The sequence below is a fragment of the Trinickia mobilis genome, assembly GCF_017315705.1.
GTDB classification, from domain to species: Bacteria; Pseudomonadota; Gammaproteobacteria; order Burkholderiales; family Burkholderiaceae; genus Trinickia_A; species Trinickia_A mobilis.
Window position 1 is genome coordinate 31,044 of sequence record NZ_JAFLRF010000042.1, and the last position, 24,619, is coordinate 55,662.

22 protein-coding genes and 1 pseudogene are annotated in these 24,619 nt (G+C 64.1%); 11 read left to right on the forward strand and 12 right to left on the reverse strand.

Annotated elements, in window-relative coordinates; translation table 11 throughout:
- Position 1: 1 nt before the first annotated feature.
- From J3489_RS31540 to J3489_RS31595, 12 genes are all read right to left on the reverse strand, one after another.
- Complete coding sequence (locus J3489_RS31540) at positions 2-457, reverse strand: TadE/TadG family type IV pilus assembly protein (protein ID WP_242540461.1); 456 nt, start codon at positions 455-457, stop codon at positions 2-4.
- A gap of 14 nt (positions 458-471) precedes the next feature.
- The gene (locus J3489_RS31545; protein WP_309491450.1) at positions 472-1,224 is read right to left on the reverse strand and encodes a tetratricopeptide repeat protein; all 753 of its coding nucleotides are present in this window, start codon (positions 1,222-1,224) and stop codon (positions 472-474) included.
- Between the two features lie 107 nt (positions 1,225-1,331).
- Positions 1,332-2,282: a type II secretion system F family protein gene (locus tag J3489_RS31550; RefSeq protein WP_207004748.1), complete on the reverse strand. Its 951-nt coding sequence runs from the start codon at positions 2,280-2,282 to the stop codon at positions 1,332-1,334.
- A complete protein-coding gene (locus J3489_RS31555; protein WP_207004749.1) occupies positions 2,279-3,256 on the reverse strand; it encodes a type II secretion system F family protein in 978 nt (325 codons plus the stop codon). The genes J3489_RS31550 and J3489_RS31555 overlap by 4 nt, the downstream gene beginning before the upstream one ends.
- Positions 3,253-4,635, reverse strand: a complete 1,383-nt coding sequence (locus J3489_RS31560) for a TadA family conjugal transfer-associated ATPase (RefSeq protein WP_242540458.1) — start codon at positions 4,633-4,635, stop codon at positions 3,253-3,255. Before J3489_RS31560 ends, J3489_RS31555 begins: the two co-directional genes overlap by 4 nt.
- On the reverse strand, positions 4,635-5,855 hold the full coding sequence (locus tag J3489_RS31565; RefSeq protein WP_207004767.1) for a CpaE/TadZ family protein: 1,221 nt from the start codon (positions 5,853-5,855) through the stop codon (positions 4,635-4,637). The genes J3489_RS31560 and J3489_RS31565 overlap by 1 nt, the downstream gene beginning before the upstream one ends.
- Before the next feature lie 16 nt (positions 5,856-5,871).
- On the reverse strand, positions 5,872-6,246 hold the full coding sequence (locus tag J3489_RS31570) for a CpaD family pilus assembly lipoprotein (RefSeq protein ID WP_207004750.1): 375 nt from the start codon (positions 6,244-6,246) through the stop codon (positions 5,872-5,874).
- Positions 6,247-6,263: 17 nt separating this feature from the next.
- Positions 6,264-7,646, reverse strand: a complete 1,383-nt coding sequence (locus tag J3489_RS31575) for a type II and III secretion system protein family protein (protein WP_207004768.1) — start codon at positions 7,644-7,646, stop codon at positions 6,264-6,266.
- A gap of 161 nt (positions 7,647-7,807) precedes the next feature.
- Positions 7,808-8,812 carry a Flp pilus assembly protein CpaB gene (cpaB, locus tag J3489_RS31580; protein WP_207004751.1) on the reverse strand — a complete coding sequence of 335 codons (1,005 nt, stop codon included), beginning with the start codon at positions 8,810-8,812 and terminating at the stop codon, positions 7,808-7,810.
- Between the two features lie 19 nt (positions 8,813-8,831).
- On the reverse strand, positions 8,832-9,326 hold the full coding sequence (locus J3489_RS31585) for an A24 family peptidase (protein WP_207004769.1): 495 nt from the start codon (positions 9,324-9,326) through the stop codon (positions 8,832-8,834).
- A 94-nt stretch (positions 9,327-9,420) separates the two neighbouring features.
- Complete coding sequence (locus J3489_RS31590; RefSeq protein ID WP_207004752.1) at positions 9,421-9,597, reverse strand: Flp family type IVb pilin; 177 nt, start codon at positions 9,595-9,597, stop codon at positions 9,421-9,423.
- 433 nt (positions 9,598-10,030) lie between these two features.
- Positions 10,031-11,104, reverse strand: a complete 1,074-nt coding sequence (locus J3489_RS31595) for a GlxA family transcriptional regulator (RefSeq protein WP_374193508.1) — start codon at positions 11,102-11,104, stop codon at positions 10,031-10,033.
- Between the two features lie 317 nt (positions 11,105-11,421).
- On the opposite strand from J3489_RS31595, the gene J3489_RS31600 reads away from it, so the two are divergent.
- The 11 genes and pseudogenes from J3489_RS31600 to J3489_RS31650 form a co-directional block, all read left to right on the forward strand.
- A complete protein-coding gene (locus tag J3489_RS31600; RefSeq protein ID WP_207004754.1) occupies positions 11,422-12,696 on the forward strand; it encodes a serine hydroxymethyltransferase in 1,275 nt (424 codons plus the stop codon).
- 68 nt (positions 12,697-12,764) lie between these two features.
- Positions 12,765-13,736 carry a dipeptidase gene (locus J3489_RS31605; protein ID WP_207004755.1) on the forward strand — a complete coding sequence of 324 codons (972 nt, stop codon included), beginning with the start codon at positions 12,765-12,767 and terminating at the stop codon, positions 13,734-13,736.
- Between the two features lie 65 nt (positions 13,737-13,801).
- Positions 13,802-14,344, forward strand: a complete 543-nt coding sequence (locus tag J3489_RS31610; RefSeq protein WP_207004756.1) for a DUF5943 domain-containing protein — start codon at positions 13,802-13,804, stop codon at positions 14,342-14,344.
- Positions 14,345-14,510: 166 nt separating this feature from the next.
- On the forward strand, positions 14,511-16,574 hold the full coding sequence (locus J3489_RS31615) for an oxidoreductase (RefSeq protein ID WP_207004757.1): 2,064 nt from the start codon (positions 14,511-14,513) through the stop codon (positions 16,572-16,574).
- A 2-nt stretch (positions 16,575-16,576) separates the two neighbouring features.
- Positions 16,577-18,502: a (Fe-S)-binding protein gene (locus J3489_RS31620; RefSeq protein ID WP_207004758.1), complete on the forward strand. Its 1,926-nt coding sequence runs from the start codon at positions 16,577-16,579 to the stop codon at positions 18,500-18,502.
- A gap of 4 nt (positions 18,503-18,506) precedes the next feature.
- Complete coding sequence (locus tag J3489_RS31625) at positions 18,507-19,682, forward strand: electron transfer flavoprotein subunit alpha/FixB family protein (protein WP_207004759.1); 1,176 nt, start codon at positions 18,507-18,509, stop codon at positions 19,680-19,682.
- Positions 19,679-20,464 carry an electron transfer flavoprotein subunit beta/FixA family protein gene (locus J3489_RS31630; protein ID WP_207004760.1) on the forward strand — a complete coding sequence of 262 codons (786 nt, stop codon included), beginning with the start codon at positions 19,679-19,681 and terminating at the stop codon, positions 20,462-20,464. The genes J3489_RS31625 and J3489_RS31630 overlap by 4 nt, the downstream gene beginning before the upstream one ends.
- A 60-nt stretch (positions 20,465-20,524) precedes the next feature.
- Positions 20,525-21,766, forward strand: coding sequence for an aromatic ring-hydroxylating oxygenase subunit alpha (locus tag J3489_RS31635; protein WP_207004761.1), 1,242 nt, complete (start codon positions 20,525-20,527; stop codon positions 21,764-21,766).
- Positions 21,767-21,784: 18 nt separating this feature from the next.
- Entirely contained in the window at positions 21,785-22,945 is a 1,161-nt protein-coding gene (locus tag J3489_RS31640) for an FAD-binding oxidoreductase (RefSeq protein ID WP_207004762.1), read from the forward strand.
- A 126-nt stretch (positions 22,946-23,071) separates the two neighbouring features.
- Positions 23,072-23,935 carry a glycine betaine ABC transporter substrate-binding protein gene (locus J3489_RS31645; RefSeq protein WP_207004763.1) on the forward strand — a complete coding sequence of 288 codons (864 nt, stop codon included), beginning with the start codon at positions 23,072-23,074 and terminating at the stop codon, positions 23,933-23,935.
- Positions 23,932-24,174, forward strand: a pseudogene (locus J3489_RS31650) (amino acid permease); the annotation flags it as partial. The gene J3489_RS31645 and the pseudogene J3489_RS31650, both read left to right, overlap by 4 nt.
- Positions 24,175-24,619 lie beyond the last annotated feature (445 nt).

Genomic DNA, 24,619 nt, shown 5'->3' on the forward strand with positions numbered 1-24,619 from the left:
CTCATTCGTAATTCATTACGGTGACGGCCGTCACCGTAATCGGGCCGGTCAGCGAGCTGAATATAGAACCCAGCACGAGGCCTTGATACTGATAGATTACGGTGACCTTCAGCGGATTGCCGGGCGACGTACCCACAGGTTGCTTCACGGTTACGGTCGGTGTCGTCGCGGTGCCTCCCGTGATAAGACTGTTCTGCAAGTAGTTGAGGGCGACGTTGCTGATCTCGGTGGGCGTCAACTGCGGAACCCGCACCACCACGCCGGCGCGCGCCGCTTCGCGACTGGCGTTGGTGATGAGCGCCTTGTCGCTTAGCAGGAGGCTCACGTCGATGATGCCGAACAACACAATCAAAAGGAACGGGAGCACGAGAACGAACTCGAGCGCGATCGCTCCACGGCTGGCGCGGGGCAGTCCCGCACTGCGCGCCTGCGCACCTCGCGGCGATCGATTCAACATGAACGCGCGCCGATTCATTGCGGCGACGCTTTGGCGCCCGGCGAAACTGCCGGCGTGGCCGTGCCGTCCGCGCGGCCGCCTGCGGCTCGATACTCGTCGAGCCTGCCGCGCAGGCTCTGATAGAAGCGCAAGTTGTCGTCGACTGACGAAGGAGGCAAGTCGACCAGCAGAATCCTCTTCGCCGCATCCGCATTGCCAAGCAACCCGTAGGCGAGCGCCAGGTCCTGGCGCGCTTGCGATGGCGCATCGGGCAGGCCGGCAACGTCGAGCAGGACGTTCGCACCTTCACGCGGCTTGTCTTGAAGGATCAGCGACAGGCCGAGGTTCACGCGCAAGCCTTCTACCTCGGGATGCACGGCAAGCGCCTTGCGATAAACGTCCTGCGCTTCGCTGTGTCGATCCTGCAGGTCGAGCACGGTGCCGAGACCCTCGCTGATCACTGGATTGTCAGGCTGCGCCGCGAGCAGGCCGCGATAGAGCGCCGCTGCATCATCGAGGCGACGCTGCCGTAACGCGATGCGCGCGAGACCAAGCTGCGCTGCCGGTCGTGCCGCAAGCTGAAGGGCCGCCAGCTGGTATAGCGCGCGGGCGCGCTCCAGGTCGCCGGTCTCGTATATCGAGTCGGCGAGACCCAGTTGCGCATCGAGCGAGTTCGGGTTGGACTTGAGCGCTTTCTCGAACAGCGTGGCGGCGAGTTCAACGTCGCCCGCCTGCAACACACTGTCTGCGAGCCGTTCGTCGCTCGTGCCATCGGTGCCGTGTTGCAACGATACTGGACGGGGGCTGAAACTTCCGCCGCCGGCACAGCCGGCCAATAGGGCGCAGGCCAGCGGCAACGTAGTCGCAAGGGACCGCAACAACACTGGAAAATGTTTCATTTGAATAGGGTCACCAGGCGAATCACCGCCGGTCCGGCTGCTATCAGGCCGACCGTCGGCAGAATGAAAAGCATCATCGGCAACGTCATCTTGACCGACAGTTTCGCGGCCTTTTCTTCGAGCGCCAGCATTTGCGCGGTCCGCTCGGCTCGAGACAGCATGCGAAGCGATTGCGTGATCGGCGTGCCGTATTGTTGCGACTGAACCAGCGTGGTCACGAGCGCGCGTACCGACGGCAGGCCGATTCGGGCAGCCAGGCGGCGCAGTGCGACCGCGCTGTCACCGCCGATCTGCAACTCGTCGCCGGTGACAGAGAACTCGTCGGCGAGCGGCGGACAAATCGTTTTCAATTCGCGCGCAACGCGCTTCACGCCTACTACGAGACTGTTGCCGGCATTGGTGCAAATCACCAGCAGGTCGAGCGCATCGGGCAGGCATGACGCTATTGCTTTTTGACGACGGCTGACCATGGCGCCGAGCGCCAACTCGGGCAGGATCATCCCGACGATGAACGCCCCGCCCATCATCAGTGCGCGAAACACGAAGTAGCCGCCGATTCGAGGCACATGAGGGCCGAGCACGATCGCCGCCAGTGCCGGCAATGCGCCGGCCAGCAGCTTGAGGCCGATCATCACGGAGATCGCCCGGCGCTCACGAAAGCCCGCGCGGACCAGTTGCTCGGCCAACTTGTTGCGCTGAGCCGCATCGCCCAGCGGAACGCTTTCGCCAAGCGTCGCGAAACGCCTTATGAGCCGTTGCCACATCTCGGTAGCGTGCTCTTCCGCGCCCGGCAGGTGCTGTGTGTCCGCGCCCATCGCCGCGTGGTACGCCCGCTGTGCGATGCGGCGGCGCGTTCTGCGCGGCCACATCAGCGCGAACAGCAGGCCGCCGCACAGCACGAGCAGCAGCGCCAGTTCGCGAGCCGTATCGGTTCCAATGAAATTCATCGCGATGTGTCCAGCTTCGAAATTTTTTGAATCATCGAGAGGCCGGCGACGAGAAGCACTGCCGCCAACGTCAGCATCTTGTGGCCGGCGCGCGTATGGAACAGCAGGTCCACATAAGGCCGGTTGATCACATAGAGCAGGCCGGTGATCAAGAACGGCACCGCCGCAATGATCTTGCTTGCGATGCGGCCTTCTGCGGTCAGCGCGCTGGTTTTCAGTCGAATGTCCCTGCGGGAGCGAATAATGCCCGACAGATTCTCAAGGGTTTCTCCGAGATTCCCGCCCGTTTCCCGCTGCAACAGCAGGCATACTGCAAAAAAAGAAAAATCGGCGATCTGCAGTCGTTCGGCGGCCTTGTCGAGCACCTCTTTCAGGTCCGCGCCAAGTTGCAAGCTGTCGCCCATCGTGCGAAAGGTCGAGCGCACCGGTTCCTCCGCCTCGTGCCCAGCCGTGCTGATTGCCTGCACTACCGGTATTCCTGCGCGCACGGCCCGGATGATCAGGTCCAGCGTATCCGGAAACACCGTGAGAAACCGCGTGCGAAAGCGCGCGATCAAAAATCGTTGAGTGATCCTCATCGCCAGGACCGGCGTGCCTCCGTAGACGAACGGAGCGGACCATCCCGGAAGCGGTGAAAGGCGCACGATGATAAACGCTATCGCCGCGCCGACGATGCCACTGGCGAATACGAGGCGGATGCCGCCCGCACCGCTCACGGCTCGCAAGCGCCGCACGCGTTGCTGGAACCACGCTTCGATCGCTCCATAGTCCTTTGGCCGCTCGAAGAGTTCTCCACTTGTGTCCCGCGCCGCGGGTTGCTGACTTGCGACGCGCAACTGCTGAATCTGGCTCAGCCGCGCCCGGATGCGAGGCTTTGGCCGGCGACGAGCCATCTCGCGCAACGACGACACGATCATTCCGGCCAGTACGATGGCGAAAAACGCACCCGCTGCCACGATGTCCGCTGGAGTCATGTGCGCATCGCCTCCATGAGCGTCGTTTCAAGGCCATAGTAGGCGGCGCGTGCCGCGAACACGGGACGCAACGACGACGACTCGAACGCGCCTTTGACGTCTTCCTGATAGGCGCTGGCGTCGTAACGGAAGGCGAAAAGATCCTGCGTGATGATCACGTCGCCCTCCATTCCAGCAAGCTCGGTTACGCGCGTGACGCGCCGCACGCCGTCGCGCATGCGTTCGATTTGCAGAATCAGGTGCACGGCGCTGGCGATCTGCCGTCGGATCGCCGTGAGCGGCAGATTGCCGTTTGCCATCATCACCATGCTTTCGAGTCGCGTGATGGCATCGCGCGGCGTGTTGGCGTGTATTGTCGTCATCGACCCGTCGTGGCCCGTGTTCATCGCCTGCAGTACGTCGAATGCTTCGGGGCCACGCGTTTCACCGAGGATGATGCGGTCCGGCCGCATCCGCAGTGCGTTACGCACCAAGTCGCGCTGGGATACCGCGCCGAGTCCTTCGCTGTTCTCGGGACGCGTTTCAAGGCTGACCACGTGCGGCTGTTGCAGTTGCAGTTCCGCGGCGTCCTCGATGGTCACGATACGTTCGTGTTCGTCGATGTGGTGCGACAGTGCGTTGAGCAAGGTGGTCTTGCCCGAGCCTGTGCCGCCGGAGATGATGATGTTGAGGCGGCAGGCGCTGGCGATCTTGAGCACCCGCACCATCTCGGGCGAGATATTGGCTTGCTGGGCCATGCGCGCAAGCGTGATATTGCGCTTGGAAAACTTCCGGATCGAAATCGACGCGCCTCGCAGCGCAATCGGCGGCAACACCACGTTGACGCGGCTACCGTCGGCAAGTCGCGCGTCGACCATCGGGCTGCTCTCGTCGACGCGTCGGCCGACCGCAGCGGCGATACGCTGTGCCACGTTGACCACATGTGCGTTGTCGCGGAATTTCAGCGGCGTGAGTTCGAGTCGGCCGTGCCGCTCCGCGTAGACCTGATCCGGGCCGTTGACCAGTATGTCCGTCACGGTCTCGTCAGCCAGAAGCGGTTCGATCGGCCCGACACCGAACATGTCATTGAGTATTTCGCTGACGATCAGTGCCTGCTCCGCAGCAGTGACGTTCAGTTGCTCTCGCGCCGCTACGTCGACGGCGATCTCCTCAATGCCGGCGCGCACCTGCTCGCGTGTCTTCATCAGCGCCGCAGACATGTTCATCGAGGCAAACACCACGGCTCGGATCTTCTTGAAGTTGTCCGAGCGAATCAGCGCCTCGTGACCGTCCGTCGGCATGCGCGGATGCGCGGGCGGAGCGGCCGCCGGTTGCTCGGCGCGCACGTGTGCGTCGGCGGGCAACGAATCCGTCGGCATGTGCTTTTTTGCGCCAAACATTACGGCGTTCTCCTCGGTGTCATCAGACGGGCATGCCACGGAAGAGGCGCCGCCGACGATTCGCGGCCGGTCAGGCCGTTGGCGATCCGTTCGATTGCTGCGGCGAACCCGGGCTGCTTTTTGCGGCCGGCGACCGGCTCGCCCAGATTTTCGGCCCTCGCGAGGGACTTCGGATCGTACGGCAGCTCATGCAGCACCGAGCGTCCAAGCGCACGCTGGAAGTCCTTGGGTTGAACGCGGTCCGCGACCGGCTCAAGCGGATTGTTCAGCAGCACCGAAACGACCGGTTCTCCGGTGCGATCCTCGGCGAACCGGAGCAGCCGCACGCATTCACGCGCCGCATGGACCGAAGGATCGGCAACGATGCAGACAACCTGGGAAGCATCGAGCGCTTCTGTGACGCTGTGTCCACCCCGGCCTGGCAGGTCGAGCAAGACATAGTGAAAGCGCCGTTTGAGCGTATTGATCAGCTCGCTGATGGCGCCGGGGCGCAGCGCGAACTCAGCGTCGTAGGGGAGTTCCGACGACAGAACGAAGAGCCGGTCACCGGCCGGAACCAGGGCCCCGACGATCGACTGCGGGTCGATGGCTCGCGTGTCCTCGAGCAGGCCGGTCAGGCCGTTGTTGGTGCGCAGCCCAAGCATCGAATTGCCCGCGCCGCCGTGCAGGTCCAGGTCGACATAGGCGACTTGTCTCTGCGTCTCGTCGGCCAGATGGCGCGCGAGCGATACAGCAATCGTCGTGACACCGATTCCCCCGCGGGCACCGACGAGGCTGATCACTTTTCCGGTACGCGCCTGTGCCGAAGGGTCCCGGGCCGATAGCGCGCGCTGTACGAGTTCGACCGTCAGCGGCTTGACGAGATAGTCCTGTATGCCGATCTCGAGCAGGCTGCGAAACAGGCCCACATCGTTGCGATCGCCGATCACCACAACCGCCACCGATGGAGCGCACACTTCGGCCAGGCGTTCCAGGTCCGATAGCGGCATGGTGGAGCCGGATACGTCCACGAGCAGTTGGCGGGGCGGCCTCTCGAGCACCTGCAAGAGCCTGATGGCGTCGTCGATGCTGCCGATCTGCGCGCGTGCGTGCGATATGGCCTGATCGACGATCAGGCTCTTCACCGCTTCGACGCTAGCTGCATCGGAGAGGACCGCGAGCAAGTCCACCGCGTGTGTCGCGGCCGAACTCTTGGGACGAAGAAATTCCTGGGCGTTCATGATGGTCGGTGGCCCGTTACTGACCCGGTCGAGTCGTGGTCGAAGTGACGTTGGGCTCCTTGATGCGATTTTCGTCGAAGCGGCGAACCGCGCTTGCCGCCATCGCGGCGTCCGCGCCGGCATAGGGCAGCGGTTCGGTCAGATCAGCCGGCCGTGCGAGCATCACCGCGAGATTCGTGTAAGTCGCGCAGCCGAACGGCATGCCTGGGCGCCCGGAGCCCGCGTCGACCAAGGTTGACGGCTGGTCCAGCGCGGCGCAGTCGGGCGAAATCGCCCGGCGACCGTCGAACCCGATCACCGACGCGTCGGGCATGCCGAACGGCGGATGGGCGGACATGCATGCGGCGAGCGCCAGCGGCAGAAGTCCGATACCAATCAATCGCGGGCGCATCTGTCGTTCCTCCGAGATCAGTAGACGAAGCCAGCGGCGCCGACGAGGCGTGGCCGCCGGCCGGACAAGGGATCGAGTCCCAGCGCGTGCTGGAGCACATACTCGATATCGCTGCTGGGCCGCGTCAGAGTATCGATCGATTGCCGCAGGCGGCCCGGATCGGCTGGCTGGACGATATACGGCGTGACGATGACCACCAGCTCGGACTTGTTGTTCAGATAGTTTTTCGACGAAAACAGCTTGCCCAATATGGGAAGCGTTCCCAAACCGGGAAGCTCGGAAAGTACGTCGCTGGTGTTGCTTTGGAGCAGCCCCCCGATCGCGAAGCTTTGCCCGCTCGACAGTTCGACCGTCGTGTCGACACGGCGCACGGTGAACGCGGGAACGGTGATGCCGCCGGTCGTGATGCTGTTGGTCGTATCGATCTCGCTGACTTCCGGTCGCACTTTCAGACTGATCCGGTTGTCGGCGAGCACGGTCGGCGTGAAGTCGAGCGATACGCCATACGGCTTGAACTCGATCGTGATCGTGTTGTTCACTCCCCCCTGTGGAACGGGAATCGGAAATTCGCCGCCCGCCAGGAAGCTGGCGGTTTCGCCCGACATGGCGGTGAGGTTCGGTTCGGCGAGCAGCGTCACCAGGCCTTCCTGGTCGAGCGCGTTGAGGACGCCGTCGATGCCCAGATGAGACGTGTGAAAGCCGCCAAGGATGGAAAAGGCCCCTGAGGTCGCCCCGTTGGCGGTACTGGCGTTCCCCGTGGCGGCGCCCACTATGCCGCCGGCGATGCTGGTGGCCGTGCTGAACACAGTATTTCCGCTGAAGAGCCCGCCAAAGAAGTTTCCACTGCTACCGAGCGCGCTCCAGTTGATGCCGAGTTGCTGAGTGACGTTACGATCCACTTCGGTGATGCGCACTCGCAGATTGACCTGAATCGGGCGGGACAGTGTCATTCGGTTCACGACGGTTTCCTTATCGTGAAGATAAGGCGTAAGCGACTGGACCACCGCGTCCGCGTCGGCCGCGCTCGGCACCTGGCCGCTTACCATCAGCGAGCCCGGCGCGCCGCTCACGGTCAGCTGGAATCGAGGGAAGCGGGCGTCGATCATACGTTGCAGCGAAACCGTATCGGCGCTGACCACGATGGTCTTGCGCAGGATCGTCCGATTGTTCGGGCCGAGCGCGAACAACGTCGTGGTGCCGGCCTTCTTGCCGAGCACGAATACCGTTTGCGACGAGGGCACGTGCACATCGGCGACATCCGGGTCCGCGACGAACACTGCGACCGCCGGCTCGGGCAAGCGCAGCATTTCGCCGCCGCCAGCCGCGATCGATAACGATGCTGCGTCGCCGTCCGCGACCGACGGCGACGGACCGACGGCGGCGGCGAACGCTCCGTGCATCAGCGCGATGCCGAGCCCGAACAGGAGCATCGGACGCAGGCGGAATATCGAATGAACACAATGAAACATGGATCCTTCCTGTCGGAGTACCGGATAGACGACATGCCACACGGCACCCTGCTGTCGAACACGGGCTGGCCACTGAAGGCCGCCACGAAGCATCAGCGTTGAGGAGTCGGCTGTTGCGCCAACTGTGTCGGCTGCGCGGCACCGACGGACATCGGCGAATCCGGCGCACGGCGTGCCGCACCCGTGCCGCCCCCTGGCCGCGAATCGTCCGGCGCGGCGGACGCCTGCGATCCGCGATAGACGATCACGGCGCGCGGCCGCGCGCCCGTCGCTGCGTCGCGCGCAGGCCCACGCTCGGGGGGCGCCGCGCGCAAGGCGCGAGAAACATCACCCGCCCACACCGGCGGCGTTTGCGGTAACGTTTCGGTGCCCGCCACGGGGGCGTTGCGGTCGCTCGTTGCAAAGCTGCGCAGCGCGAGCGATAAGGAACCTAGGTGCGTCGCGACAGCAATGACCTCCGCAGTATGCGGCGTCACTTCGAACGTCACCGTTCGTGCTCGCGTTTTCGGCTCGGCGGCATCCTCTTTCGGTCGCTGAAAGGCTGACCCGACTGCAAGGATGCGAACGCGGCTAACCACCGTCTCGCTCTCTACCTCGCGTAGCGAGTTCAGCGAACCGGATGAACCGCCGAGCTGCTGCGTCAGCAGCACGTCGACGTAGTCACCAGGTTGAATCAGACCGGCGTTCCCCGACACGTCGTCGATCGCGACGGAAGTGGCGCGCATCCCGGGCTTCAACGCCGCAGCAAGAAAGCCAGGTGCATTAGGAGAAATCACGTCACCGGCGCCCAGAGGCATGCCCGCGCTTGCGGCGTGGCGTAACACATCGCCTTTCAGATCGGTATCGTGCCCGTCCCCAGCCTCTGCTTTGACCAGCGCTCCTGGCGGGACTTGCGCGCGAGGCATGTCTTTCCATGCGAGGTCGCTGTCGCGCAGCAACAGTCCTTCGGGCAGTCCTGCCGCAGCGACGCGCACGCGATCCATTGCCGGCGGCCGCGGCGCGCGTGGCTGTGAAGCGGCGACGAACAGCGCGCGGAACACGACTGCGCCGACGGCGGCGAACAGCACTAGGAGGATCGTCTTGAAGAGTCTGGGCATTGCCGAAACCTGGGGGCCATCAAGTCAATTGGAGCGAGGTCAGCACGGGCAGCCAAATGGCTGCAACGCCGCCAATCGCAAGGGGAACGCCATATGGCACACCGTCCATCCGGACTGACTGCAACGACGCGCGGTCAAGGCGCCGACTGCGCCCGTGGAACAGGGCGATCCCAAGCACCGTCAGGCCGAGTGCCGCTCCGCACAACGACACGATGAACAAAACCGGTAAAGCGAAAGCGGGCCCTGCCCACAGGAAGACCGCGGCGGCCAGCTTGACGTCGCCTCCGGCCATCCACCCGAACCGGAACAACAGGGCGAACAGAGCAAAGGCGCCTGCAGCAGTGCCCAGGTGGACCGCAACCGACGCGACACTCGGGCGCGCGAGAGCCGCATCGACCAGATAGAGAAGCGCAACGAGCAGGATTGAGCGGTTGGGCAAACGTCGAAAACAAATATCGAACATTGCCAACGATGCCAACACGACGCACGTAGCCGACTTGACAGCGTAAAGCATGGGGGCGAGATCCATAAGAGCCCGCGGGAGCAGAGCCCGGCGGTCTTCGACGCCAGGCCAGCCCCGCGCTCACAGCGCCGGTTAGAGACGTGTATCAGCCGGCGGCAGCCGTAGCTTTGGTCACCAGGTTTTGGAATATGCCCGTCATGCCGGGAGTGAAAATGACGCCGACCGCCACAAGAGCAACCACTACGATCCCCGCGAGCACTGCGTATTCGAGTGCTGTCACACCGCGCTCATCGCGCGACAGAGACTTGATAAATTGCAGCATGAGAACTCCAAAGGTAGGGTGGCTTTCTGGAGGGACGCCACCGGACGAGGGGGTGACTTGGAACGCAATGTGACCCGGTTCCGTATCGATTGTTGGCAGTGGCAGTCATGTCAGTACCGGGAGGCGATAGCAGAACGTTTGTCACGTATTTGTCACGTAAGCAAACGTTTGCTTTTCAAAAAAATACTCGGCAGGACAGGACGGCGAAATGCCGACAAGGCTTGATAATACTTATGGCCGGTACCGGTTATGCGAAGAAATGAAGGCAAATGGGCCGCTAATTCAATGATTCGAACGCGCGTGGACCCTCCAGCTTGGGCACATGGAAGCTGTACGCTCGATCTTTGTAGCAGAGGGTTTGCGTCTAAGCGGGTTCGGACGGAATGCCAGGCGCAAGGCGAATAGCCGTTCAAACGCGCCCTGATCGCGCAGCCTAGGCGTGCATCAGCACACCGCCCGTCATCCCCGCAGGCAACATAGGCGCAGCGGCCGCAGGCGCAAGCGGCGCAACCTGCCGGCGCCGCTCTCTCGTCGGCGCAGTGCCGAACGCATCGCGATAGCTCTTGCTGAAATGGCAGGCGGACTGAAAGCCGCAGGCCATCGTGATGTGCATGATCGACATGTCGGTTTGCAGCAGCAGTTCCCGCGCGCGCCGCAAACGCAGCGTGAGGTAGTAATGCGTCGGCGTCATCCCGAGATGCTCGCGGAATAGTCGCTGCAACTGCCGTTGCGACATGTTCGCGAGCCGGGCGAGTTCCTCGCGCGAGAGCGGCTCCTCGATATTGTTCTCCATGAGCGCAATCACTTCGAACAGCGACTTGTTCGCCGAACCGAGGCGCGCGACGAGCGGCATGCGCTGCTGTGCGCTCGTATCGCGCACGTGCTCCACGATGAACTGTTCGGCGATTTGCGTGACGCGCGCGGTCCCCACGCGCGCGGCGATCAAGTTGAGCATCATGTCGAGCGGTGCGACGCCGCCCGTGCAGGTCACGCGGTCGCGGTCGACCACGAACAGCTCTTTCAGAAAACGCGTGCCCGGGAATTCTTCTTTTAGCGCCGACATGTTTTCCCAATGAATCGCACACGCATAGCCGTCGAGCAGCCCCGCTTTGGCGAGCGCATAAGTGCCGGTGCAAAGACTGCCGAGCGCGACACCCTCGCGCGCGAAGCGCCGCAGCGCGGACAAATGGGCGGGCGCCGTCTCGCGCTGCACGTCGATGCCGCCGCAGACGAACACGATGTCAGGCTTGCCGAGGCATTCGACGGGGCCGGTATCGACGGATAACCCGTTGCTCGCTGTCACCGGCCCGCCCTCTGGGCTCACGACCGACCAACGGTACAGCGGTTCGCCGCTCAGATAGTTAGCCATGCGCAACACTTCGATCGCATTCGTGAACGCGATCATGGTGAAGTTCGGCAAGGGCATGAAGGCGAAGTGAGACAGCGACGCAGTTCGCTCGGGCGACATGGAGAGGCGTTCCTTCGAATCTGGATTATTGCTGCCGATGCGGGGACAAAGGCTCGTTTATTGTGGATTCCGCGGCAACAAGCGTGCCATACGGCTTAACCCTAGTTTGTTGCCGCGTGCTGCACTGTGCGCGCGCTGATAGCCGTTTGAAAGCTGAGATCGGTGGCGCGCGGTGAGCCATTCCGCACGACCGGTCACTTGTCGAAAATGGACTTCGATGGCGGAAAAGACCAAGAAAGCGTCTGAAATCGTAAATCGGCCCAAAAAGCGAACGACAAGAATAGAGCCGTCAAGTACGAGAGCCCGCAAGCCTGGCTGCAAGCGGGTGTGCTCCACCCACTACCCACGGACCCACTATGTCGAACACGCTTCCATTCTTTACGCAGACTCTTGCCGAGCGCGATGCGCCGGTGCGCGGCGCGGTGCTGAGGGAACTCGAGCGGCAGCAGTCGCAGGTCGAGCTGATCGCGTCGGAAAACATCGTGTCGCGCGCCGTGCTCGAAGCGCAAGGTTCCGTGTTGACCAACAAGTATGCCGAGGGCTATCCCGGCAAGCGCTACTACGGCGGCTGCGAATATGTCGACGAGGTGGAAACGCTCGCAATCGAACGTGTGAAGCAGATCTTCGGCGCACGCTATGCAAACGTGCAGCCGCATTCGGGCGCGCAAGCCAATGGCGCGGTGATGCTCGCGCTCACGAAGCCGGGCGACACGGTGCTCGGCATGTCGCTCGATGCAGGCGGCCACCTCACGCATGGCGCGAAGCCCGCCTTGTCGGGCAAGTGGTTCAACGCGGTGCAGTACGGCGTCGATCGCGAGACGCTGCGGATCGACTACGCGCAAATCGAAGCGCTCGCGCAGCAGCACAAGCCGAGTCTCATTATCGCGGGCTTTTCCGCGTATCCGCGCGTGCTCGACTTCGCGCGCTTTCGCGAGATCGCCGATAGCGTCGGCGCGAAGCTGATGGTGGACATGGCGCACATCGCGGGCGTGATCGCGGCGGCGCGGCATCCGAATCCGATCGGCTACGCGCACGTCGTCACGTCGACCACGCACAAGACGCTGCGCGGTCCGCGCGGCGGCTTTGTCCTGACCAACGACGAGGAGATCGCGAGGAAGATCGACTCCGCCGTGTTCCCGGGGCTGCAAGGCGGTCCGCTGATGCATGTGATCGCCGGCAAGGCGGTCGCGTTCGGCGAGGCGTTGCAACCGGGCTTCAAGACCTATATCGACAGCGTGCTCGGCAATGCCGAGGCGCTGGGCGTTGTGCTCAAGGACGGTGGCGTCGATCTCGTGACGGGCGGCACCGATAACCACCTGCTGCTCGTCGACCTCCGCCCGAAGGGACTCAAGGGCACGCAGGTCGAGCAGGCGCTCGAACGCGCGGGCATCACGTGCAACAAGAACGGCATTCCGTTCGACACCGAGAAGCCGACCGTCACGTCGGGCATCCGTCTCGGCACGCCGGCCGGTACGACGCGCGGCTTCGGCGTCGACGAGTTCCGCCGGGTCGGGCGCCTGATCCTCGAAGTGTTCGACGCGCTGCGCAAGCACCCGGAAGGCGACGCAGAAGCCGAGCAGCGCGTGCGCCGCGAAATCTTCGCGCTGTGCGAACGGTTCCCGATTGACTGACCCGCACGACGATACGCTCGCCACGCGCACGCCAACCCGACCATCCGCAAGAACGCCTGGAGAATTCGATGAGCACCCTGCACGAGCACAGCATCATCATCGACGGCCTGAACATCTCGAAGTTCGACCGCTCGGTATTCGAAGACATGAGGAAGGGCGGCATCACGGCCGCGAACTGCACGGTGTCGGTCTGGGAGAACTTCACGAAGACGGTCGACAACATCGCGCTCATGAAACAGCAGATTCGCGAGCACAGCGAGATCCTCACGCTCGTGCGCACGACCGGCGATATCCTGCGCGCGAAGCAGGAAAACAAGACCGGCATCATCTTCGGCTTTCAGAACGCGCACGCGTTCGAGGACAACATCGGCTACATCGAGGCGTTCCGGGACATGGGCGTGCGGGTCGTCCAGCTTTGCTACAACACGCAGAACCTCGTCGGCACCGGTTGCTATGAGCGAGATGGCGGCTTGTCGGATTTCGGCCGCGAAGTCATCACGGAGATGAATCGCGTCGGCATCATGGTCGATCTGTCGCATGTCGGCGGAAAGACGTCGTCGGAAGCGATCGCATTTTCGAAGCAGCCGGTCTGCTATTCGCACTGTCTGCCGTCGGGGCTCAAGGAGCATCCGCGCAACAAGAGCGACGAGCAATTGAAAGAGATTGCGGATGCCGGCGGCTTTGTCGGCGTGACGATGTTCGCGCCGTTCCTCAAGCGCGGCATCGACGCCACCATCGACGATTACATCGAAGCGATCGGCTACGTGGTCGATCTGATCGGCGAAGACGCGGTCGGCATCGGCACCGATTTCACGCAGGGCTTCAGCGTCGATTTTTTCGACTGGCTGACGCACGACAAGGGCCGCTACCGCCGCCTCACGAACTTCGGCAAGGTCGTCAACCCCGAAGGCATCCGCACGATCGGCGAGTTTCCGAACCTGACCGCGGCGATGGAGCGCGCGGGCTGGAGCGAGACCCGCATCCGCAAGATCATGGGCGAGAACTGGGTGAGGGTTTTCAAGGACGTTTGGGGCGCTTGAGCATCAGAGCAAGCGCAAGCCAAGCAGAAACGATCAATCAAGCCGCCACCCCACGGAGTCATTCGATGCAACCGCAACTGCCGATCGACGTCGATCCCAATACGGGCGTCTGGACCACCGACGCGCTGCCGATGCTGTACGTGCCGCGTCATTTCTTCACCAACAACCACACGGCAGTCGAGGAAGCGCTCGGCCGCGAAGCGTATGCCGAGATTCTCTACCAGGCCGGCTACAAGTCTGCGTACCACTGGTGCGACAAAGAGTCGAAGCAGCACGGCATCAGCGGCATGGCGGTCTTCGAGCACTACTTGAAGCGCTTGTCGCAACGCGGCTGGGGCCTCTTCAAGATCGTCGAGGCCGATCCGGCGAGCGCGCGTGCGCGCATCGAGCTGCGCCATTCGTCGTTCGTGCTCGCGCAGCCGGGCAAGCACGGCAAGCTCTGCTACCTGTTCGCCGGCTGGTTTGCAGGCGCGATGGACTGGGTGAACGACACGAGCAGCATGAGCGGCAGCGCCAAGCCCGCGCCGCGCTCGCAATCGAAAGAGGTGCAATGCGCGGCCGAAGGCCACGATCATTGCGTGTTCGAAGTTTCGCCGCTCGCTCGATGACACGTCAAAAGAGCACTACGTTCGAGGTCGAAAATGAAACGTCCCCCACGCTCACTATCGTTCGCTGTCGACCGGAGTTGGCGCTTTAGCGCTTACTCCGGTCCCATGCAACGCTCCCCCCGAGGGGGCGTCAGCCTCCCTTGGGGCGGACCGGCGGGAGGCTGAGATGCGCTATCCCCATCTGTTCAAACCCCTGACGCTGAACCGGCTCACGGTGCGCAACCGTATCGTCAGCACGGCGCATGCCGAGGTGTATGCCGAGCCGGGCGGCCTGCCCGGCGATCGCTACATCCGCTACTACGAGGAGAAGGCGAAGGGCGGCGTCGGCCTTGCGGTGTGCGGCGGATCGAGCCCGGTGTCGATCGACAGCCCGCAGGGATGGTGGAAGTCGGTGAACCTCGCGACCGACCGCATCGTCGAGCCGTTGAACCGGCTCGCCGAGGCGATGCACCGGCACGGCGCGAAGATCATGATCCAGGCGACGCACATGGGCCGCCGCTCGGCGTTTCATGGCGAGCACTGGCCGCATTTGATGACGCCCTCGGGCGTGCGCGAGCCGGTGCACCGCGGCAACGCGAAGACGATCGAGGTCGAGGAAATCCGCCGCATCATCGGCGATTTCGCGGCGGCCGCGAAGCGCGTGCGGCAAGCGGGAATGGACGGTATCGAGATCTCCGCCGCGCACCAGCATCTGATCGATCAGTTCTGGAGCCCGCGCACGAACTTTCGCACGGACGAGTGGGGCGGCAGCTTGAAGAACCGGCTGCGCTTCGGCGTCGAAGTGCTGAGCGCGGTGCGCGAAGCGGCAGGCCCCGATTTCTGCGTCGGCCTGCGCATGTGCGGCGACGAATTCCACGAAGACGGCCTCGATCACGAGCAACTGAAAGAGATCGCGCAAGCGATGGCTGAAACCGGGCTGATCGACTATCTCGGCGTGATCGGCTCCGGCGCGGATACGCACAACACGCTCGCCAACTGCATGCCGCCGATGGCGCTGCCGCCCGAGCCGTTCGTGCACCTCGCGGCGGGCATCAAGTCGGTCGTCAAGCTGCCGGTGATGCACGCGCAGAGCATTCGCGACGCGGGGCAGGCCGAGCGGCTGCTTGCGAGCGGCATGGTCGATCTCGTCGGCATGACGCGCGCGCAGATCGCCGACCCGCACATGGTCGTCAAGATCCGCGACGGGCGCGAAGACGAGATCAAGCAGTGCGTCGGCGCGAACTATTGCATCGACCGCCAATACAACGGCCTCGACGTGCTGTGCGTGCAGAACGCCGCGACTTCGCGCGAAGCGACGATGCCGCACGTGATCGAGATGTCGCGCGGGCCGAAGCGCAAAGTGGTGGTGGTCGGCGCGGGGCCGGGAGGGCTCGAAGCGGCGCGCGTCGCGCGTCTGCGCGGGCACGACGTCGTGTTGTTCGAAATGCAGAACGAAGTCGGCGGACAGATTCTGCTGGCCGCGAAGGCGCCGCAGCGTGAGCAGATGGCGGGCATCGTCCGCTGGTTCGACATGGAGACGAAGCGCATCGGCGTCGACCGGCGCCTCGGCGTCGCGGCCGACGAAAAGACGATTCTCGCGGAGCAGCCGGACATCATCGTGCTTGCGACGGGCGGTTCGAGCTTCACGAACCAGGTGCCGGCGTGGGGCGTCGAGGAGGGGCTCGCGGTCAGCTCATGGGACCTGCTCTCGGGGCGCGTCGAGCCGAAGCAGAACGTGCTCGTCTACGACGGCGTGAGCACGCATGCGGGCGCCGGCGTCGCCGATTTCATCTCGAGCCGCGGCTCGAAGGTCGAGATCGTGACGCCCGACGTCAAGGTGGCCGACGACGTCGGCGGCACGACGTTCCCGATTTTCTATCGCCGTCTCTACGCGCAGGGCGTGATCCACACGCCGAACTATTGGCTCGATCGCGTCTATGAGGAGGACGGCAAGAAGATCGCCGTGCTGCGCAACGAGTACACCGAGGAGCAGGAGGAGCGTGCGGTCGATCAAGTCGTGATCGAGAACGGCATCGCGCCCAACGACACCCTCTATTGGAAGCTCAAGCCCGAATCCGTGAACCGCGGACAGGTCGACGTGCACAAGCTCTTCGCCGCCGAGCCGCAGCCGTCGCTCGCGGAGCCGCTCGGCAACGGCCGCTTCCTGCTGTTCCGCGTCGGCGATTGCATTTCGATGCACAACATCCACGGCGCGATCTACGACGCGCTGCGCCTTTGCAAGGACTTTTGACCATGAGCCCGGCGTTGGTCATTACCGCGTTGCTGTGGGTTTCGGTCGCCGGTCTGGCGTTTGCGCTGGTGCGCCGCGCGTCCTATTGGCGGCTGGGGCGCGCCACCGCGGCGGGCGCGTTCGGATGGACGAACGTCTTCGCGATCCCGAAGCGCTATTTCGTCGATCTGCACCACGTGGTCGCACGCGATCCGTACATTGCCCGTACGCACGTCGCGACGGCGGGCGGTGCGATTGCCGCGTTCGCGCTCGTGTTCGTCAACTACGGGCTCGCGATTTATTCGCCGTGGCTCGACAAGCTGATTGTCCTCGCGGCCCTCGCGATGCTGATCGGCGCGGGCTTCGTGTGGCGTCGCCGGCATGGCGCGAAGGGGGTGCCGGCGCGGCTGTCGCGCGGTCCGTGGAAGACGCTGCCTTGGCTGCTCGGCTCGTTCGCGCTTGGCCTCGTGCTGTTCGTCACGGTGCCCGCGTCTGCGATGTCGGGCTCTCTCGCGGTGATCTTCGCGCTGTTGATTGCGGCGGGCGCGTTTGCGATGACGGTCGGGGCCGCGCGGGGCGGTCCGATGAAGCATGCGCTCGCCGGTTTGCTGCACCTGGCGTTTCATCCGCGACAGGAGCGCTTCCGTGCGTCCGGCGAAGTGCGTGCCGCCGCCGACGCGACGCCGCCGACCGCACTCAAGCTCCCCGCGCTCGATGCGAACGAATACGGCGTGGGCAAGCCCGTCGAGTTCCGCTGGAACCAGTTGCTGAGCTTCGACGCTTGCGTTCAATGCGGCAAATGCGAGGCCGCGTGTCCGGCCTTCGCCGCGGGGCAGCCGCTCAATCCGAAGAAGCTGATTCAGGATCTCGTGACGGGCATGGTCGGCGGCACGGACGCGGCGTACGCGGGCAGCCCTACGCCGGGCATCGCGCTCGGCAAGCATGGCGGCGATCCGCAGCGTCCGATCGTGGCCGGTTTGATCGAAGCCGAAACGCTCTGGTCGTGCACGACATGCCGCGCGTGCGTTCAGGAGTGTCCGATGCTGATCGAGCATGTCGATGCGATCGTCGACATGCGCCGCAACCAGACCCTCGTGCACGGCGAAGTGCCGGGCAAGGGCGCCGACGTGCTCGCCAATTTGCGCGAGACGGGCTCGGCGGGCGGCTACGACATCGCGGCGCGCTACGACTGGGCGGTCGACCTGAACGCGCCGGCGGCGCAACCGGGCAAGCCCGTCGACGTGCTGCTGATTGCCGGCGAAGGCGCGTTCGACATGCGCTATCAGCGCACGCTGCGTGCGCTCGTCAAGGTGTTGAACCGTGCCGGCGTGGATTACGCCGTGCTCGGCAGCGTCGAGACCGATACGGGCGACGTCGCGCGGCGCCTCGGCGATGAAGCGACGTTCCAGCGCCTCGCGAAACGCCTGATCGGCACGCTCGATCAACTGAGCTTCAAGCAGATCGTCACGGCGGACCCGCACGTGATGCACAGCCTGCGCAACGAATACCGCGCACTCGGCGCTCGCTATGCGGTCCGGCATCACACGAGCTTCATCGCGGAGCTGGTCGCGCAAGGCAAGCTCTCGCCGAGCGCCGCGGCCGCGCTGCGCGCCAAGCGCGTGACCTATCACGACCCGTGCTATCTGGGCCGCTATAACGGCGAGACCGAAGCGCCGCGCAAGCTGCTGAAGTCGATCGGCATCCAGGTGGTCGAGATGGAGCGGCATGGCATGCGCGGGCGCTGCTGCGGCGGCGGCGGGGGCGCGCCGCTGACCGATATTCCCGGCAAGCAGCGGATTCCCGATATCCGGATCGCGGACGCTCGTGCGATAGGCGCGGAAGTCGTCGCGGTCGGCTGCCCGAACTGCACGGCGATGCTGGAGGGCGTGGTCGGTCCGCGTCCTGAAGTGCTGGACGTGGCGGAACTCGTCGCCGGCGCGCTGGAGTGAGGCCATGAATCCCATCAAAAGAATCGATCCGCGTCGCCCGTTCACGATCACGGCGGCAGGGCTCAGGCGCATCGCGCTCGGCGTGGAAGCGGTTGCGGGTGCGGCAGCCGGCGATGTGCCGAAGACGGCGCACGGACCGGGCGTCAAGCCGCGCCGCCCGCTGGTTGCTGTCGAGCGGGTCGTGCTGGCGGTCGCGTACAGCGATCGCGGCTCGCTCGACGAGCACGCGCGGCAAGCCGTTGCCGCCGCTGCGCTGATTGCGGACTCGCGCACCGAAGTCGCGCTGCTCGTACTCGGCGAGTTGAAGGACGACGCGGCGGCGCTCGGCGCGGACAAAGTCATCGAGTTGCCCGCGCTCGAGCGTCGCGCGTTCGCGCCCGAGCCGGCACTGCGGGCGCTCGAAGCCTGCGTCGCAAGCATGGCGCCCGTGCACATCGTCATGCCCGACAGCGTGTCGGGCGACGGCGATGTGGGGCGCCGTTACGCGGCACAGGCGGGCGCCAGCATCGCGACGCATGTCCTGGAAATCGACGCGGCGCACGTCGGCGTCTATGCCAATGCCAAGCAATCGTTCGCGACGCGGAGGCTTCCCGAGGTGATATTGCTTGCACCGAATGCGGTCGACCCAAAACTGCCGTTCGTCGGCGCAGGCGAACGCGTGCGCTTGATCGGCGAGGAAACGATTCGCGCCGAAAGTCCGGCGTACCGCGATCTCGGCATCGAGGAAATCGACGCCGCACAGGTCGCGCTCGAAGAGGCCGATTTCATCGTCTCGGCCGGCAACGGCGTGAGCGACGTCGCGGCGTTCGAAACGCTCGCCGGCGTGCTCGGCGCGGCGATCGGGGCGAGCCGGGTCGCGGTCGACAACGGCAGCTTCACGCGCGACAAACAGGTCGGGGCCACCGGTAAAACCGTCGACGCAAGCGTGTATATCGCATTGGGTATCTCCGGTGCAGTCCAGCACCTGCAGGGCATCAAGGATTGCCGGCACGTGATCGCAGTGAATCTCGACGGCAGTGCGCCGATCGTGAAGCGCGCGAACCTCACGGTGATCGGCGACGCGCAGACGACCATCGCCGCGCTTACCGACGAAGTCCGGCGCGCTCGCGCAGCGCATGCGGCGAGCTCGAGTGCTTCCGAAGCCGTCACCGTCTCCCCCAACGAAGGAGTCGCCGCATGAACGGCACAGGAACGCTGAAACGGATCGCGGTGCTGGTGTCGGTCGGAAGCCACCCGGTGAGCGGCGCGGCGCGCTTTAGCCGCAACGATGCTGCCGCGCTGGAAATCGCACGCACGCTCGCCAAGACTTGCCAAGCCGCACTCGACGTCGTGCACGCAGGCGATCCGTCGAATCCGGCGCTGACCGACTACCTCGCGCTCGGCGCCGAGCGCATCGATGTGCTCGCATGCAGCGACGGCGACGATGCCGTCCCGGCATTGGCGAAGCGCGTGCAAGGCTGCGACCTCGTGCTGACCGGCACGCGAGCCGAGGGCGCGTACGACACCGGCATGCTGCCTTATCGTCTCGCCGCTGCGCTCGGCTATCCGTTGATCGGCTCGGCGGTCGACGTATCGGTCGACAACGGCCGTGCCGCAGCTCGGCAATTTTTGCCGAAGGGACTGCGCAGGCGCGTCGACGCCGCATTGCCCGCGGTCGTGGCCGTGCACCCGCTCGCCAACGCCGCCCCGCGTTACGCGTACGCCCGTTTGCGCGCGGGGTCGATCGTGACGAACCCGACCGCGATGCAGAAGGACAGCGAAGCCGCCCAGTGGAGCGTGGCGCGCGCCGAACGTAAGCCCGTGAAGCTTGCTGCCGCGGAAAAGCGCTCCGGGCACGCCCGGATGCTGTCCGCAACGACGACGGAAAGCCGCGGCGGCAGCGTCGTAATTGACGGGAGTTCGGTCGAAAAAGCACAAGTGATCCTCGCGTATTTGCGCGAGCATCAACTCATCGATTATTGACGCGTCTGTACCTCATCAGGCGCGTACGCACTGAGACGTACTGAATCCGGAGCCAACGATATGAAGGTATCGGCAGACATTCGCGCGCTGGTGGACCGGCGCAAAAAGGGTTACAGCCTCGAAGCGCCGTTTTATACGAGCGACGAGATTTTCGCGCTCGACATGGAAGCGATATTTCGCAAGCACTGGATTCAAGTCGCGGTCGAGCCGGACGTTCCCGAGCCGGGCGACTACATGACCGTCGAGCTCGGCCGCGATTCGATCCTGATCGTGCGCGACGACGACATGCAGATCCGCGCGTTTCACAACGTCTGCCGCCATCGCGGCGCCCGCCTGTGCAATGACGACAAGGGCTCGGTCGGCAACATCGTGTGCCCGTACCACAGCTGGACTTACAACCTCACTGGCCAATTGATGTTTGCCGAGCACATGGGCGAGCAGTTCGACCGCTGCAGGCACAGCCTGAAGTCCGTTCACGTGCAGAACCTCGCGGGGCTGATCTTCGTCTGCCTCGCGGACGAACCGCCTGTCGACTTCGACGTAATGCGCGCGGCGATGGAGCCGTACTTGCTGCCGCACGACCTGTCGAACTGCAAGATCGCGGCCCAGATCGACATCCTCGAAAAAGGCAACTGGAAGCTGACGATGGAGAACAATCGCGAGTGCTACCACTGCGTTGCGAACCATCCCGAGCTGACCGTTTCACTCTACGAGTACGGCTTCGGCTATCAACCGTCGCCGGCCAACGCGGACGGGCTGGCCGCATTCGAGCGCACTTGTATCGAGCGCGCCGCGCAGTGGGAGGCGATGGACCTGCCTTCGGTGGAAGTCGATCGCTTGAGCGACGTGACGGGATTTCGCACGCAGCGGCTGCCGCTCGATCGCTGCGGCGAATCGCAGACGCTCGACGCGAAGGTCGCCTCGAAGAAGCTGCTCGGCGAGTTCAAGCGCGCCGACCTTGGCGGCCTGTCGTTCTGGACGCAGCCGAATTCATGGCACCACTTCATGAGCGACCACATCGTGACGTTCTCGGTGATTCCGCTGTCCGCGGGCGAGACGCTCGTGCGCACGAAATGGCTCGTGCACGAGGACGCGCAAGAAGGCGTCGACTATGACGTCAGGAACCTCACGGCGGTGTGGAACGCGACCAACGACCAGGATCGCGCGCTCGTCGAATTTTCGCAGCGCGGCGCAACAAGCAGCGCCTATGAACCGGGGCCTTATTCGCCGTACACCGAAGGCCTTGTCGAGAAGTTCTGCGATTGGTACATCGGTCGCGTGGCTGCGCAGATCGACGCATAGCGAATGCCGGAGTGGACCATGAAGCGAGACGGGGAGACCTTCGAGCCCGCCGGCAGCCGGCTCACGCGGCCCGGATTCTGGAGCGCGTTGCCGGAACGTTGGACGAGCGACGTCGAAGAGACGCTCGTCTGCTGCCAGGTGCGTCAGGAAACGCACGACGTGAAGAGCTTTTTCTTCACGTCGCCGGAAAGCCGCGCGTTCGCGTTCGAGCCGGGGCAGTTCGTCACGCTCGAACTCGAGATCGACGGCGAAACGGTCAATCGCTGCTATACGATTTCGTCGGCGCCCACGCGGCCCCATACGATTTCGATCACGGTCAAGCGCGTGCCGGGCGGGAAGGTGTCGAACTGGCTGCACGACCATCTGCAGGCGGGCACGGCGATGCGCGTGCTCGGGCCTGCGGGCGAATTCACGTGCGCCCGACATCCGGCGGGCAAGTATTTGTTTCTCTCGGCGGGATCGGGCATTACGCCGCTGATGTCGATGAGCCGCGCGCATCACGAACTCAACGAGGATCGCGACATCGTGTTCGTGCACAGCGCGCGAACCCCCGACGACATCGTCTTCGCGCGAGAACTCGATCTGATCGCGGCCAATCAAGTCAATTTCCGCACGTCGTTTGTCTGCGAGCGGGTTGGGGCGCGCACGAATTGGCCTGGAATCACGGGCTTTTTGACGTTGCCGCTGCTCAAGCTGACGGCTCCGGACTTCATGGAGCGCGAGATCTTCACGTGCGGTCCGGCGCCGTATATGAAAGCGGTTCGAGACCTGCTCGACGAAGCCGGCTTCGATCGCAGCCGCTATCACGAAGAGCGTTTTTCGTTCGACACGCCGGCCGAATCGGCGGCGCAGGCCTTGAGCGAGGCGGCGCACGACACCGCTCGCACCGCGCCCGACGGCACGCCGCAGACCGTTGCGCGCTTCGCCGTGACGTTCGCAAAGAGCCGGCGCGACATCGAATGCGGCAGCGACCAGCCCGTGCTCGACGCAGCGCGGCAAGCGGGCGTGCGCCTGCCGGCATCGTGCACGCAGGGCATGTGCGGCACGTGCAAGGTGAAGCTCGTGTCGGGCCAGGTCGATATGAAGCACAACGGCGGCATTCGTCAGCGCGAGATCGATCAAGGGATGGTGCTGCTTTGCTGCAGCAAGCCGCTCAGCGATCTGATCATCGACAAATAAGCAAGGGAAAGATCGGGTCGCGCAATGACAAGACGATGTCGCAATCCGGACTTACCGCCGATTTCTGGCTGATCATCCTGACATCACCGGCATGACGCCGGCACCGTCGACGACAAGGAGATCACGATGAAACTTCTCAAGCAACTGCTGCTTTGCGGCGCGCTTAGCGCCGCGCTGGTCACGGTGCTGCCCGTGGCTGCCGATACGAAACCGACGATCAAGATCGGCTATGTCGAAGGCTGGGACGACAGCGTCGCGACGACCAACGTGGCCGCACGCATCATCGAAAAGCGCCTGGGTTATCCGGTGCAGATCGTTCCGGTCGCGGCGGGCATGATGTGGGAGGGCGTCGCGCGCGGCGACCTCGACGCGACGCTGTCCGCGTGGCTGCCCGTGACACAGGGTGCGTATTGGGACAAGTACAAGACGAAGGTCGTCGACCTCGGTGCAAATTTTACGGATGCTAGAATCGGCTTGATCGTGCCCGCCGACGTGAAAGCGAACAGCATCGCCGATCTCGAATCTCAGAAGTCCGAATTTGGCGGACGTATCGTGGGAATCGACGCAGGCGCGGGCGTGATGGCAAAGACAGCGGATGCGATCAAGGCCTACAAGCTCGACTATCAACTGATGCCGAGCTCGGGCACCGCGATGACAGCGGAACTCGCGCGCTCGATGCATGCCGATAAACCCGTGATCGTCACGGGCTGGGCGCCGCACTGGATGTTTGCGAAGTGGAAGCTCAAGTTCCTCGACGATCCGAAGAAGGTCTACGGCGAAGCCGAGCACGTGGACAATGTCGTCAACCCGGACTTGGAGACGAAAGCCAAACCGGTGGTGGCGTTCTTGAAGCAGTTTCAATGGAAGCCGGGTGAGATCGACGGTGTGATGCTGGCGGCTCAAGTCGGCACGAAGCCTGATGCCGCCGCGGATGCATGGATCGCGGCGCACCCCGACCGGGTCAATAGCTGGTTGGCGGGAACGCAATGACGCTTGATATGCAGCAAACGTTGAGCGCACGGAGCAGTCGGCCGTGCGCTTGGTGTCTTGGTATTGCATCGCTTACGCCGCTCTTGATAGTCGGCATCGTGCCGTTTATCACCGGCGACGTGCCGATGTCGAATCTCATCCCGCTCTTGCCGCTCGGCCACGATGCACAAGGCAATCTCGCGACCGCCACGTTTGGCGCGTGGAACGGCACCAGCATCACGATGGCGATGGGCGCGATGCGCAAGGTCTTGCCTTATGGCGCACTCGTGCTGGCCGCGCTCGTGATGTGGGGCGCGCACCGCTTGGCTCGCGGATAGTCGCATTCGATGCCGTAGGCATAGCACTGCTAAGATTTAACGGAATTTCAGACTATTCCTATATCCCGCCAGTCATCGGGCTGGTTATGTTGCGTTCTCTCATTGATCAGAACATGGAGAACGAGACATGCACACACCGTGCGGCGCCACCTCACAAACCGCCCCTCGATTTACAATTCGCTCCGCTCTTGCCAGGGTCCAACCTTGCCGGAGCGATGACCGCGCCCTGAGTGGCCGCCGTTGCATCCGATGAGCGGGGGGGCCATGTCAGACCTGCACCGCTCCCCGGAGGCCCGCCGACGCCTCGCGCGTCCAATCGGCGGCCGCGCCCACCTGTTGCCCATGCGAGACCTGACGCCCGAGCAAG